Origin of the sequence: Acetobacterium malicum subsp. dehalogenans DSM 11527 (genome assembly GCF_000472665.1) — a bacterium.
GTDB lineage: Bacteria > Bacillota > Clostridia > Eubacteriales > Eubacteriaceae > Acetobacterium > Acetobacterium malicum.
Genome location: NZ_KI421448.1, coordinates 1 through 13,934, shown reverse-complemented (window position 1 = coordinate 13,934; position 13,934 = coordinate 1). Strand labels below are relative to the sequence as shown.

Annotated in this window: 12 protein-coding genes; all 12 read left to right on the top strand. The window is 38.6% G+C overall.

Translation table 11 applies throughout. The features are described 5' to 3' along the window. Positions 1–13 precede the first annotated feature (13 nt). Positions 14–613, top strand: a complete 600-nt coding sequence (locus A3KS_RS0117225) for a hypothetical protein (RefSeq protein WP_026395944.1) — start codon at positions 14–16, stop codon at positions 611–613. Between the two features lie 384 nt (positions 614–997). After that, entirely contained in the window at positions 998–3,040 is a 2,043-nt protein-coding gene (locus A3KS_RS24165) for a flagellin N-terminal helical domain-containing protein (protein WP_026395943.1), read from the top strand. Positions 3,041–3,251: 211 nt separating this feature from the next. Further along, positions 3,252–3,875, top strand: coding sequence for a DUF8042 domain-containing protein (locus tag A3KS_RS0117215; protein ID WP_026395942.1), 624 nt, complete (start codon positions 3,252–3,254; stop codon positions 3,873–3,875). Positions 3,876–4,383: 508 nt separating this feature from the next. Beyond that, on the top strand, positions 4,384–5,757 hold the full coding sequence (locus A3KS_RS0117210) for a motility associated factor glycosyltransferase family protein (protein ID WP_169727719.1): 1,374 nt from the start codon (positions 4,384–4,386) through the stop codon (positions 5,755–5,757). Then, complete coding sequence (locus A3KS_RS0117205) at positions 5,754–6,404, top strand: pseudaminic acid biosynthesis-associated methylase (protein WP_035356700.1); 651 nt, start codon at positions 5,754–5,756, stop codon at positions 6,402–6,404. Before A3KS_RS0117210 ends, A3KS_RS0117205 begins: the two co-directional genes overlap by 4 nt. Beyond that, on the top strand, positions 6,397–7,404 hold the full coding sequence (gene pseB / locus A3KS_RS0117200; RefSeq protein ID WP_026395939.1) for a UDP-N-acetylglucosamine 4,6-dehydratase (inverting): 1,008 nt from the start codon (positions 6,397–6,399) through the stop codon (positions 7,402–7,404). The genes A3KS_RS0117205 and pseB overlap by 8 nt, the downstream gene beginning before the upstream one ends. Before the next feature lie 19 nt (positions 7,405–7,423). Continuing rightward, positions 7,424–8,584, top strand: a complete 1,161-nt coding sequence (gene pseC, locus A3KS_RS0117195) for a UDP-4-amino-4,6-dideoxy-N-acetyl-beta-L-altrosamine transaminase (RefSeq protein WP_026395938.1) — start codon at positions 7,424–7,426, stop codon at positions 8,582–8,584. A gap of 4 nt (positions 8,585–8,588) precedes the next feature. Continuing rightward, positions 8,589–9,323, top strand: a complete 735-nt coding sequence (locus A3KS_RS0117190; protein ID WP_026395937.1) for a cytidylyltransferase domain-containing protein — start codon at positions 8,589–8,591, stop codon at positions 9,321–9,323. Next, positions 9,323–10,321 carry a PseG/SpsG family protein gene (locus A3KS_RS21840; protein WP_026395936.1) on the top strand — a complete coding sequence of 333 codons (999 nt, stop codon included), beginning with the start codon at positions 9,323–9,325 and terminating at the stop codon, positions 10,319–10,321. The genes A3KS_RS0117190 and A3KS_RS21840 overlap by 1 nt, the downstream gene beginning before the upstream one ends. Positions 10,322–10,332: 11 nt before the next feature. Continuing rightward, positions 10,333–11,178 carry a methionyl-tRNA formyltransferase gene (locus A3KS_RS21835; RefSeq protein WP_051355973.1) on the top strand — a complete coding sequence of 282 codons (846 nt, stop codon included), beginning with the start codon at positions 10,333–10,335 and terminating at the stop codon, positions 11,176–11,178. 1 nt (position 11,179) lies between these two features. Then, positions 11,180–12,217, top strand: coding sequence for a pseudaminic acid synthase (pseI, locus tag A3KS_RS0117175; RefSeq protein ID WP_156913352.1), 1,038 nt, complete (start codon positions 11,180–11,182; stop codon positions 12,215–12,217). Positions 12,218–13,000: 783 nt separating this feature from the next. After that, positions 13,001–13,693 (top strand): acetyltransferase, encoded by a 693-nt coding sequence (locus A3KS_RS0117170; RefSeq protein WP_242834790.1) that lies wholly within the window; start codon positions 13,001–13,003, stop codon positions 13,691–13,693. The last annotated feature ends 241 nt before the right edge of the window (positions 13,694–13,934 follow it).

Sequence of the window (13,934 nt, the reverse complement as noted above, 5' to 3'; positions counted from 1 at the left end):
GGGAGGAAAGAAGATGGAAAATTTAATCACCATTGAGACAGTGCCGATAAGAATTGACTTTGTCGAAAAAGAACAATTGAAACTCTCGGCCGTCCACAGTGCCCAGCTCCAGGTCAAGCAGCAAAGTGAAAACCAGATCCAGAGCAAACCGGTGCGGCTGACGATTCAGGATTCCTATGAACCCAGCAGCACCTATGCCTGGGACAACGCCACCTATACCGCCGTCCCAAAATTTGACACCGCCGGTAATCTCAGCCTCGATATTAACATGGAAGACGGTGAAGCCCGGGCGATCCGCTTCAAGCATGCCAACCGCAGCATTGAGTCGATGTCCAGCCAGGCCCAAATTAATGACCAGGACACCGGCAACTTGCAAATGACTATCCCGATCAGCCGGCTATCCAGCGGCATGCCGGAAACTAACAATTTCAACAACGAATTTATGCCCCCAGACCTCCAGCTCGTCGTAACCCAGCGGCCCGACGTCATCATCAAATACGTCGGCGGTCCCATCTACGTTCCCCCCAGTTCGGATCCTTCATATCAACCACCCATTGGTTTTGAACAAAAAGCGATCCCTCAAACCATACCATTATTGGATGAAAAAGTATAAAAGGCGGCAACGCCTTTTTTAGTGGAAAAGATCCAAAATTCAAAAATCATTCAACGACACCACGAGGTCCCGTTCGTAGGGGCGGATATCATCCGCCCGCTTGCGATAAGTAAAAACTTTTCAAAAAAACTAAACTCCCACCCCAAACATCCGATAATACTATCAACAAATCCTAAAACGGCGTTATTAATACACCCCAACAAAAAAAACTTTAGCAAACCCAAATATTTTTTAAAAACAAGCTAAAGTATCCCCCTTGTTGGACGATAATAATAACAAGAGCGAAAAAGCTTAAACATTTGGCAGACCTTGCGTACGAAGGAAAGGCTCTAAAACTTCCCTGGCCGAGGGTTATCGGCAAATTAAAAAACGGAGGAAAAAACAATGAGAATCAATCATAACATTGCAGCACTTAATACCTATAACAAATTAACGGCAAATACGGCAGCCACTTCCAAATCTTTGGAAAAACTGTCATCCGGTTTAAAAATCAACAAAGCTGGCGATAATGCTGCAGGCTTGGCGATTTCAGAAAAAATGCGTGGCCAGATCAGAGGTCTGGATCAGGCGTCTACCAATGCCAGCGATGCGATTTCGCTAATCAATACCGCTGAAGGTGCTTTAGGAGAAACCCATTCAATTCTTCAAAGAATGCGAGAACTGGCAGTTCAATCATCCAATGATACTAATGTAAACATTGACCGTAATGAAATTCAGAAGGAAATGAATCAGTTAACCAATGAGATTAACCGAATTGGTAATACCACTGAGTTTAATACCAAGAAATTATTAGATGGTGGCGGAAGCCAACTGACAGAACTGAATGTTGATACAACGACGATGGGGGGCAAGGCCGGTGGTATCTCCACCGTGTCAACCAAAGCGGCCAGTGCAACCGGAAAAGCAACAACTAGTGTTACTTTTGCTGGAACAGGTGGAAATCTGACATTAACTTTCAAGTCAGACGATCTGGGAGAAGATTTAAACGGTTATACTTTCGCAATTGCTTCTGGGGCAACTTCAGGTGTTGCACTTGTAGGTAAAGCAGTAACAATCACACTAGCTGGTGGAATGTCTGGTGCCACAGGCGCTACAATAACAAATCTCCTCAAGACTACGGGTGCAGTTACTCAAAAAATTACTGCAACAGTCGCAAATGCAACAACGGGAGCATCGGTTGCAGGAGCAATTGGATCAGCAACTGCGTTGAGTATGTCAGCTATGACTGGTGGTACAGCTTCTGCAACTCGTGGGGTATACGAATTTGATTTAAGTGAAGCTTATGTTACTGCCGATGGTGCAGATAATAATGAATTCACTGTTCGCCTAGCGCTGTCTGGTGCTCCTGGTGGATTTAGAGATATTACTTTAGCTGCGAATTCTGGGACGACCGATGGCACTAACTTCAATATCGGTACGGCTGCCAATCGCCTAACCAAAGAACAGCAGGCTGCTAATATTGCTAGTGCCTTAAATCAGAATGGGAATGTTAATGGAAATTACACCGCATCAGCAATTGGTTCAAAAATTACTTTAACTGAAAAAGTCGGGTCTGAAAGCGGGACGGCAGTATCACGAACTGCTACAGCTGGTACTGCTGAAGCAGGTGTTATGACCTATACCCAACAATCTCAGGATATCGTCGAAGCTGGCGGAAAATTCACCATTGATGGCACTGACATTATTGTTGTCGCTTCAGGAGCTGGAACTGGTCTGGATACCGGAACCTTTATCGAATTGGCAGCAAATGAAACCGCCAGCGGTCAAATGACCAAGTTAGCAGCTGCGATTACTGCGAATACTACTCTTAATACAAAATACACTGCAGTCTCAGCTGCGAACTCTCCAATTTTAACATTAACACAAGCCAATGGATCAGAAACCCGTGATGAAGCCGTCATGACCATGTCAGACAAAACAGGTAGTGGCTTCCAGGCTAATTTCCAGATTGGTGCGAATACTGCCCAAAGTCTTACCGTTGAAGTCAATGATATGCGTTCGGCTGCTCTTGGTGTAGCAGGAACAAAAGAAGGCGGCGACGCTGTTGCCAAAAATGGTTCCATTGCCAAGTTTACATCAACTAAAGATATTACTGACGGAACAACCAATACTGGTGTTGAATATGCTTTGGATGTCTCAACTCATGAAAAAGCCACCGCTGCAATCAGTGTTATCAATGATGCCATCGAATCCGTATCGGCTGAACGTTCAAAACTTGGTTCTTATCAGAATCGTCTGGAACATACTATCAACAACTTGGGTACTTCTTCTGAAAACCTGACAACTGCTGAATCTCGAATCCGTGACGTTGACATGGCCAAAGAAATGATGGAATTCACCAAGAACAACATTCTTTCTCAAGCTGCTCAATCGATGCTGGCTCAGGCAAATCAACAACCACAGGGCGTGCTTCAATTATTACAATAACAAATTCTATTCAAAACCACCTTCGGGTGGTTTTTTTTCGGTTTAATCGAGTCTAATCTCTTTACAAACAATCATGATCCCCCTATACTTAAAGTTACGGAGAAATAAAACTCAAATTATCAATGAAACGGACGATATTATATAATAGACGGTTGACTGAACCGGATAAATGAATTGACAAAAAATTCAGTATCGAATACAAGGAGGGTATATGAAAATTATTTTAAATAACAAAGTTCTTGAATTTGAAAACAAGCCTGAGATCATTGAAGCTATTTTTAATGCAATCAATACGGAACTGGAAGAAACTGGGCAAAACCTGCATCACCTGGTCATTGATAAAAAAATTGTTGATAAGGACTTTTATGATTATTTTCTGGAAAATGTTCTTATCATCGAAAATGTAGAAGTAGTGGTTGAGGATTTAGAAAAGCTGGTCAATGAAACGCTTCGATCAACCAGCCAATATTTATCCAACGCCATTTTTCAGTTAGAGCCGCTGGCAGAGGCTTTTTATAAGACGCCAGAACAGGAAACCTGGGGAAATCTGGCCGATTTTTTTGAAGGAATCGGTTGGATTATGGATACCGCAGAAAATATCGATCAGATCAAGAATCTGGACCAAATTCTGGCTGATTATAAAGCCTGGAATAATTATGTCTTGAGCGTTCGTGAATTGTTGAAGGCGATGCCTGGCTTAGAAGAGGCATTGACCAATCAGGATCAGGTTTTAATTGGCGATCTGCTGCTCTATGAAGTGTTACCAGTTTTTACAAAAGCTCAAGAGACCCTTAACTTGTTGGTAACATCGGAGGGAGATACCCATGTTAGCTGATAATATTCTTTATTTTAAGAAGAATAATCCGGATTTGCTAGAGTGGCTTCGTGATGATGACTCCAGCCAGGATTATTTCATTTTAAAAAGTGAAAAAACTAAAAATGGAATAAATGAAACCTTAAGCATAGAAAAACAAGGCCAGATTTCATATTTACATAGTAAATATGATCCGATTCGGGAGGCACAGTCAATTATTGATCAGCTGGTCAGTGAAAATCAGCTGATCAGTGAATACCACGTTATCTTTTGGGGTCTGGGCTTGGGATATCATCTGGAAGAATTTGTTAAACGATATCCAGAAGTGGATTTTTCGATATTTGAACCTTCTAAAACAATATTCCTGGAATACTTAAAAAATAAGCCACTGAGTAAATTCTCAGGCAGGACTTTAAAACTGGTTCAATGTGGGAATAATGAAACGAGAATTCTAACGTATTTCAATGATTTATTAAGTAAAGTCAACAAGGAAATTATCATCTGCGAATTGTCCTCTTACCAGAAGGTTTTGCAGGAAGAACGAACACTTTTCTTTGAGCAGCTTAAATCAGCGACTCAAATCAAAAAAAATGCACTGGCAATTGATTATGTTTTTAAAAAACGGTGGGTTCTCAACAGTGTGATGAATTTTTCTGAGGTTTTAAAAACACCAAATGTTTTAATGGAAAATAATGGTTGTTTCAGAAATAAACAAGCGATTTTGATCGCCGCAGGGCCTTCCCTGGATCTTGAAATTGAAAATTTAAGAAGAATCAAAGAAGAAAAGCTGGCTTACTTGTTTTCAGTGGGTTCAGCGATTAGTACATTGATTGAGCATGGAATCTATCCTGATGCAATGTGCACTTATGACCCTCAAGGTATCAATCAGAAAGTTTTTGAGAAAGTGTATACATCTGAAATTACTTCGATCCCAATGATTTTTGGCAGTAGTGTCGGGTTTGAAACCCTAGAGCGCTATCAGGGCCCTAAATTTCATATGATCACCAGCCAGGATACAGTATCGAAGTATTTTCTGAAAATGAATGACAAACAAGCATTGTTGACGGTTGCAGATGCACCGTCGATTGCCGTTATGACCTTTGAACTACTACAAAAATTGGGATTCGAAGAAATTATCCTGGTAGGACAAAACCTTGCTTTCAAAGACGAAGCATATTATGCTGGCGGAATTGACTATGGAAACCAGGGAGACAAAAATCTCACTGATGGTTTGTTTGAAGTGATGGATGTTTCGGGGAAAAATGTCTTAACAAATGAGAGCCTCAATCGGATGCGAAAAGAATTAGAAGGTCGAATTGCGCAGGCGATCATACCGGTAATCAATACGACCGTAGGTGGCGCAGCGATTGAAGGAACCAATTTTCAGCGTTTAGAAGAAGTCATGAAAAGGTTGAATCTGCCTTTTGAAATCAATGAATTTAGTACTCTTGAAGCAGGAAATATTTATGATGTTAAGTTTTTAATAAGTGCGTTGCTAACAATGAAGAATAGCTATGAAACCTACAAGGAAATCATCATTTCAATCAAACAGATAGTGATTAAAACGGATGAATTGATGCTAAATAAAAATTTGAAGCAAAGTGAAGCCATGTATGACAAAATTGATCACTTGCTGAACGAATTTGAAAAAAATCAGTTTGCTGCGGTTTTTGAAATTCCAATGCATCGTGTTGAGCATGAGCTTTTGGCAGTAAACCTGCACCGGATTAAGCGGGAAAGGACTGGCTTGCAAAAAATAAGAGAACAAATAACATATCTGGATGTTTTTATCAATCAATTATTAAACGGTTTTGAAACAGACGCCAAGATAATGATGATTCTGGAAAAAGCAATTAGAGATTATGAAATGAAATTGACTAAAGATAGTGGGGTAGAAGAATGACTAATAAGATAGATCGGATCGAGACAGATCAGGAAATATTCTGGAAGGGTGAATTTGGTAACGACTATATTGAACGCAATAGTTCGATGAGATTATTGGGGAATAAAACAGCGTTTTACGCAAAAGTAATCAGTCATCTGGATAGACTCAATTCATGTATTGAGTTTGGGAGTAACATTGGTTTGAATTTGATGGCGATTAGAAATTTGATTCCAGAATGCGAACTGTCTGCAATCGAAATCAACTCGAAAGCGGTTGAAACACTTAAAAAACATCTGGGAATCAGGGTTTATAATCAGTCAATTCTGGACTTTGAACCTGATTTTCAGCGAGATTTGGTAATCATCCATGGGGTGTTGATTCATATTGAACCGACTGTAAAAAAAGAAGTTTATAGAAGACTTTATGAAACAAGCAAAAAATATGTTCTTCTGGTAGAGTATTATAATCCCAAACCGGTTGAACTGGATTATCGCGGAGCGAAAGGAAAACTATTCAAGGCTGATTTTGCTGGGGAAATGATGGATTTATACCCAGATCTCAAGTTACTTGAGTATGGTTTTAGCTATCATCGTGATAAGCAGTTTCCGATGGATGATTTGACCTGGTTTTTATTAAAAAAGGAAGATGAGGGCAGACATGTTTAATAATACATCAATTCTGATTACCGGAGGAACGGGATCATTTGGAAAAAAGTTTTCAGAAATGATTTTAGACCAGTACGATCCCAAGCGGATCGTCATTTATTCAAGAGATGAGTTTAAACAGGATGTAATGAAAAAAGATTTTTCGGTTCGGTTTCCGGATAAGGTAAATAAACTCCGCTTTTTTATTGGCGATGTGCGGGATCTTGATCGCTTGAAACGGGCTTTGAATGGCATTGACTATGTCATCCATGCGGCTGCGATGAAACAGGTTCCGGCTTGTGAATATAACCCATTAGAAGCAATCAAGACAAATATTAATGGAGCCCAAAATGTCATTGATGCTTCGTTGGATTTGGGGGTAAAAAAAGTAGTAGCTCTCTCAACCGATAAAGCGGTTAATCCCATCAATTTATATGGCGGTACAAAGCTGGTTTCTGACAAACTGTTTATAGCTGCTAATGCCTATTCCGGCGATAGTGGAACAGTTTTTTCAGTGGTACGTTATGGAAACGTAGCTGGGAGTAGAGGTTCAGTAATTCCTTTTTTTGAAAATCTCATCAATGATGGGGCTCGGTCTCTCCCAATTACAGATTTTAGAATGACGAGGTTTTGGATTACTCTGGAAGAAGGCGTAAATCTTGTCTTCAAAGCTTTGGATGAATCCAAAGGCGGAGAAACATATATTTCGAAGATTTCATCTTTCTATATTACGGATCTGGCAAAAGCCATGCTGCCTGAATCGGAATTAAAGGAAGTGGGAATTCGTGAAGGTGAAAAGATTGATGAAGTGATGGTTTCCAAAGACGATTCAAGAACAACCTATGAATATGACAAGCATTATATTATCTATCCGAGTTTTGAATGGTGGAATTTTACTAAGCATTTTACAAAAGGTGGTCTTAAGATCGAGGATGGTTTTGAGTATAATTCTGGCACCAATAAAGAGTGGCTAAGTGTTGAAATGCTAAAAGAAAAATTGGAAGAACTTGGTTTTAAGTAAATGTGTAGTAGGTTGTTTTATGAAAATTGAACGTTTTATTCCTTACGGTAAACAGTATATCGATAATGATGATATCAAGGCAGTGAGCAAGGTGCTGCAATCAGATTTTTTAACCACTGGGCCAGCGGTTGCTGAATTTGAACAAAACCTTTGTGATTTGACCGGGGCGTCTTATGCAGTAGCTGTTACAAATGGTACCGCAGCACTTCATGCAGCTTGTTACGCAGCAGGTATAAAAGCGGGTGATGAAATAATTACAACACCGATCACCTTTGCTGCTTCGGCCAACTGTGTTCTTTATTGTGGCGGTACACCGGTATTTGCCGATATTGATTTAGAGACCTGGAATGTCGATCCTGACGATATAAAAAAGAAAATTACAGCTAGAACCAAAGCGGTGATTGCCGTAGATTTTACGGGTCAAGTTGTAGCGATTGACGAAATCAGAGCGATCTGTGATGAGCATCAGTTGGTATTTATTGAAGATGCTGCCCATTCAATTGGAAGCAAGTATAAGAATCAGCCAGTGGGCAATCTGGCTGATTTAACGACGTTTAGTTTTCATCCGGTGAAAACAGTCACCTGCGGAGAAGGTGGGGCAGTTTTGACCAATGATGAAGCTCTGTATAAAAAAGTTTCCCTTTTTAGATCCCACGCGATTACCCGTGACACAGATGAGTTAACGCAGAATTTATATCCTGGTTACAATGAACAGATTGCTTTGGGATATAACTATCGGTTAACTGATATTCAGGCTGCCTTGGGAAGCAGTCAACTAGGGAAGTTGGAAGAGTTTGTCAGGCGTCGAAAAGAGATTGTCGAAAAATATAATGCCGCCTTTGCAGAAATGCCTGAAATCACTGTTCAAAAGGAGATTAATGAATCAGATTCGGCAAAACATTTGTATATTATTCGTCTCAATCAAAATAAGACCTCGATAAGAAGAAATGAAATGATGCAGTTACTGGGTACCTGTAACATTGGTACCCAGGTTCATTACATGCCAATTTATTATCATCCCTATTATCAGAAGTTAGGTTATCAAAAAGGAATTTGTCCAAATGCGGAAGCTTTATTTGAAGATGTTATTTCTATTCCTCTTTTTTACGCAATGACGGATGATGATGTGGATTATGTCATCGAAATGATTCGCCAAATTTTAAAGAATGCAGGGAAGTGATGAAATGAATATTGGAGTAATCATTCAAGCACGGATGGGTTCAACCCGACTTCCTGGAAAAGTAATGCGGGAACTTTTTGGTAAGACCGTTTTAGGACATGTAATCGAACGGGTACAACAAGCGAAGAAAATCGATACGATAATTATTGCAACGACAAAAGACCCATGTGATGATATAATCGAAGAAGAAGCGTTGAAATATCGTGTTAAGGTTTTTAGAGGCAGTGAAGATAATGTGCTGGAACGTTATTATCTTGCTGCTAAAAAAAATATGCTGGATGTGGTGGTAAGAGTTACATCCGACTGCCCACTTATTGATCCTCACATTATGGATCAGCTCATTGATATTTTTACGAATAACGATTTCGATATGGTGTCTAACTCGGGAGCGGATTATAAGAAAAGAACTATTCCTCAGGGGTTCGATGTCGAGGTGTTTTCATTTGCCTCATTGGAAGAAGCTTATTTGAATGCGGATCAGTTATATCAGCGGGAACATGTAACGCCCTATATTTATGAGCATTGTCAAAAGTGCTTTTTTCAAAGAGAGCTTGTAGATCATTCGAATTATCGCTGGACTTTGGATACCCAAGAAGACTTTTGGCTGATTCAGGAAGTATATAAACGGTTGTATCATCAGAAACACGATTTCTATTTGGATGAACTTCTTAAATTATTTGAGGAACAACCGTCATTAATAAAGATAAATGATGCAATCATTCAAAAGAAAATTAAGTAATGGGAATGAATTTAAACATTAAGATTTTCACTGAAGGCGGTGAAAAAATTGGTTTTGGTCATATTTCCCGCTGTACGGCTTTATATGATGAAGCGATAAGGCAAGGAATCCCGGTTGAACTGTTCATTTTGAATAATGAATTCGGGAATAATGAAAACAGCCTTTTACAATCAAGAAAGGTTAGCTTTGTCAATTGGCAAGATCCAGATTATTTATTGAAAAACCTGGATAAGAACGATTTGTGTATTGTTGACTCTTATTTGGCATCGATCGAGATTTATGAGCTTATTGCCGAACTGTCAAAAAAAGCGTTATATCTGGATGATTATGGTCGGCTTGATTATCCTGAAGGCATTGTTGTGAATCCGTCTTTAAATACGGCAGAAATTGAATATAAGCAGAAGCAAAACTGTGAGTATTTATTGGGTGAGCAGTATATTATTTTGAGAACAGCTTTTCTGGGAAAAAAGAAAAGCTGTTTGAATAAGAGGATTGAGCATGTTTTAATTACCTTAGGGGGAGCCGATCCCTTAAATTTGACTGTAAGTATCACGAATTTATTGAGAGAAAAATACCCGGAATTGGTTTTAAATGTTGTTTTTGGAAAACAATCTCAATTAATAGAAGAATTGGAGCAGTTTGAAAATGTGAAAGTCTATCATAGCCTGAATGGTGAAAAGATGTGCGATCTAATGATGCAAGCAGATATTGCAATTACTGCCGCAGGACAGACAATTCATGAGCTCATGGCTTTAAATATACCATTTATTTGTATCAGAACTGCAGATAATCAGGGTAATAATATTTATGGTTTAAAACAAATACTTGAAAAGAAACTGATCCTCGATGGGATGCAAAAGGATTTTGAAGTTGCTCTATTAGAAGCCTTTATAAGAATTGAGACAGTAAGAGAAAGTTGTCATGATGCAAATCAATCCGATGCCATAATTGATGGTTTGGGAGTAAAACGAATTATTAAGAATCTATTATTATCTTAACAGGAGTACTGATGAAAAGAATAATCTTTTGTGGATTTGGAAAATTGGGCAGTGAATGTCTAAAAGCTTTGCATAAGTCTAATTTATCTGTAGAATTTGTATTTACTCACAAGGAACTGAAAAACGATAGTGTGGATACCTTTGCGAAAGAAAAAAGCATCGAATTTTCTTACTTTGATATGCGAAAAGAACCAGAATTTGCGTCAGATGTGATTGGGAAAGTTCAACCAGATTTTTTGCTGAGCATCAATTATCGTTATATTATACCTGTTGCAATATTTTCTAAAGCAAAATACGCCATCAATATTCATGGCTCCTTACTACCAAAGTATCGTGGAAGAACGCCACATGTATGGAGTATCATAAATGGTGAAGAATACTCGGGCATTACTTGCCATCTTATTGAAGAACTTGTAGACACGGGAGATATTATCGAACAAAAAAAAATAATTATTGATAAAAATGAGACAGGATTTATGTTATTGCAAAAGTTTGAACATGCTTATCCAGAGCTGCTTTTATCCTCAATGAGTCATCTCGAAAATAAAGAAAACCTGATAAAACAAAATCCAGAAGATGCTAGCTATTATGGAAAACGTATTCCAGAAATGGGTTACATAGATTTTTATCGGGATGCTCTTGAAATTAAGAATTTTGTTCGGGCACAGGCATTCCCATATCCAGGGGCATATTTTTATCTAATTGATGGACGTAAGATAATTATTAATAGAATTATTGAGACCGGTTTTCAATTCGACGGTTCTATTGGGCAGATTAAGCTCATAGATGGGAAGCCATTTACTAAATGTAAGAACTCGAATTTAGAAATACTGGACTATAAAATTTATGAGGTTTAAAATGGATAAAGAAAAATGGGAAGAAATAAAAAATAACTTGCTTATAGTAGCGGAATTGTCGGCAAATCATAATCACAATTTAAATATAGCAAAAAAAACGATAGAAGCAGCAAAGATGGCTGGAGCAGATGCAATAAAATTGCAGACTTATACTGCGGATACTTTAACCATTGATTGTAAAAATGAGTACTTTACATTAAATAGTGGTACAATTTGGGATGGAAAAACATACTATGCGTTATATCAGGAAGCCTACACTCCTTGGGAATGGCACAAAGAACTGAAGGAATACGCAGAAAGTATCGGTTTATTATTTTTTTCTACACCTTTCGATAAAACGGCTGTTGATTTTTTAGAAGAACTGGATGTACCATTGTATAAAATAGCATCATTTGAAGTGATGGATATCCCTTTGATTGAGTATGCCGCTTCAAAAGGAAAGCCGATGATCATTTCAACCGGTATTGCAACCTTGTCAGAAATTGAAGATGCAGTGGAGGCATGTAAAAGGGTTGGAAATAATCAGGTAATGCTTTTGAAATGTACATCATCTTATCCAGCAAGAATCGAGGATGCAAATTTAAAAACAATGGTAAACATGCGCGAAACCTTTGGGGTAGAAGTTGGATTGTCCGACCACACAATGGGTATAACCGTACCGATCGTTGCAGCTTCTTTGGGGGCGCGTTTAATTGAAAAACACTTCATTTTAGATCGGACAATTGGTGGGCCAGATGCCACATTTTCCATGGAACCAGAAGATTTCAAACAAATGGTAATAGCAGTTCGAGAAGCTGAAAAAGCAGTTGGAAAGATTGATTATTCGATGGACGAGAGAAAAAAGAGTAATCGGATCATTGGAAGATCATTATTTGTAGTAGAAGATATTAAGGAAGGAGATATCTTTTCAGAAGATAATATCCGATCAATACGTCCGGGAAATGGTTTATCCCCAAAGTATTATAACCAAATACTCGGAAGGAAAGCAAATAAAGATTTAAAAAGAGGCACACCATTAGAATGGAAATATTTTGAATAAGGCCTTGGTGCCAGGCACAACTTAACTTTGGCTAAACCATTGAGAACTTGCATTGGGGGCTGCATCATTCAAGCTGAGTATGGGTATTCCGATGTGGAAACGGTTCTTCAGATTCGGGAAGGACCGTATCTTCTGTTCTTTTGCGGTTTCCGTGAATACCGGGATGAACTGCTATTTGATTCATCCCTGATGGTTTAAGTTCACAAACGACTGACCCCTGAGATTCTGGGTTAGATTAATGAGCTGATTATTCAAAAGGCAGAAGCCGAAAAGGTGAAAGATGCGTCTGATGATCTGGATGATTCATCATCGGTTGAACCACCTCAAAACAGCGGAACTCGTATCTTCGATACGACCTGTGCACCATCGCATATCCGGTACCCCCAGGTACCGGACTCCTGAATGAAGCCAGTGAAAATACCGAAGTGATCACTGAAATGCATGACCCATCCGTTGGCAGAAAACCGCGCACCTACTTCGGACGGGCACATAAAGATCATTTGAATCTTGTACGTATTGTATGTAAAAGAAAAACACAGCTAAAACAATCCGCAAAGCAATTGGAAAAAAAACTGTGTTATCTGCCTAGAGACCTAGCGATAATTGACACCATGTTGAGTCATTAAAAAAGATCACGTGCCTAAAAGATCACGTGCCTGACACAAATTTACAGATTTACAGATATGACAGATGAAGAATTTTATTGTTGCTTGCTTTGGGCGAATAGTACGTTGTTAGATAATTATGTTAAACATTTGAAAGAACAAAATGAAGCATTGCTGAATGATTTGTATTGTAAAAGAAGTTCTGATTTCAGAGGATTTAGAATGGTTTAAAATGAATAAGAAACTTTTATTGATAGGTGGAGATGGTCATTGTAAATCGGTTATTGAGGCTATTCTATTGAGTGGTGAATATAATGAGATTGGGATTATTGATCAACCACAAAAAGTAGGCAGTGAAGTATTGGGTGTAAAAATAATTGGTAACGATTCAGATTTGCCAGATTTAAAGGAAAAGGGGTTTGAATATGCGTTTATTAGCCTAGGGAGTATCGGTAATCCTAAACGACGAGTAGAGCTTTTTAAGATATTATTTCAATTAAGTTTTAGAATGCCGATAATTGTTCATCCCTCGGCAAATATCAGTTATTATTGCGAAATAGAAGAAGGAATTTTTATTGGAAAAAATGTCACTGTAAATGGAGATGCTAAGGTTTTAAAAAATTCAATTTTGAATACTGGGTGTATTATTGAGCATGATTGTCAGATTGGTTCTTTTGCTCATATAGCTCCTGGAGTTGTACTTAGTGGTAATGTCAGGATTGGCAATAATACTCATATTGGAGCAGCAACAGTAATACGGCAGGATATCAGTATAGGGGATAATGCAGTTATTGGCATTGGTAGCGTGGTGACGAAGGAGATTGGTGATAATTGTTTGGCTTATGGGAATCCTTGTAGAATTAAGAAGTAGGTGCCTAAGAAGTAGGTGCCTAGAAGTAGGTGCCTGACACCAATGTATAAACTTAATGGTGGACATTTAGCAAGCAGTGTTTATTGTAAAATAAAAATGTAGAAAGTTGCAAAGCAAAAATCCATAGTATTGCAAGTTGGAAAATGCATAATATTGCAAAATCCATTGCGGGCAAAAATCAAATCAATTATCCTTGTATCTGACCAAAGAACAAGGAGGAAATGGAGAATGCTCACAATGG

What these genes read in the sequence shown, in the direction of transcription:
- A3KS_RS0117215 (WP_026395942.1), top strand. Translation starts at nt 3,252, where the DNA reads ATGAAAATTATTTTAAATAACAAAGTTCTTGAATTTGAAAACAAGCCT.
- A3KS_RS0117205 (WP_035356700.1), top strand. Translation starts at nt 5,754, where the DNA reads ATGACTAATAAGATAGATCGGATCGAGACAGATCAGGAAATATTCTGG.
- pseB (WP_026395939.1), top strand. Translation starts at nt 6,397, where the DNA reads ATGTTTAATAATACATCAATTCTGATTACCGGAGGAACGGGATCATTT.
- A3KS_RS21835 (WP_051355973.1), top strand. Translation starts at nt 10,333, where the DNA reads ATGAAAAGAATAATCTTTTGTGGATTTGGAAAATTGGGCAGTGAATGT.
- A3KS_RS24165 (WP_026395943.1), top strand. Translation starts at nt 998, where the DNA reads ATGAGAATCAATCATAACATTGCAGCACTTAATACCTATAACAAATTA.
- pseI (WP_156913352.1), top strand. Translation starts at nt 11,180, where the DNA reads ATGGATAAAGAAAAATGGGAAGAAATAAAAAATAACTTGCTTATAGTA.
- A3KS_RS0117225 (WP_026395944.1), top strand. Translation starts at nt 14, where the DNA reads ATGGAAAATTTAATCACCATTGAGACAGTGCCGATAAGAATTGACTTT.
- A3KS_RS0117190 (WP_026395937.1), top strand. Translation starts at nt 8,589, where the DNA reads ATGAATATTGGAGTAATCATTCAAGCACGGATGGGTTCAACCCGACTT.
- pseC (WP_026395938.1), top strand. Translation starts at nt 7,424, where the DNA reads ATGAAAATTGAACGTTTTATTCCTTACGGTAAACAGTATATCGATAAT.
- A3KS_RS0117170 (WP_242834790.1), top strand. Translation starts at nt 13,001, where the DNA reads ATGATTTGTATTGTAAAAGAAGTTCTGATTTCAGAGGATTTAGAATGG.
- A3KS_RS21840 (WP_026395936.1), top strand. Translation starts at nt 9,323, where the DNA reads ATGGGAATGAATTTAAACATTAAGATTTTCACTGAAGGCGGTGAAAAA.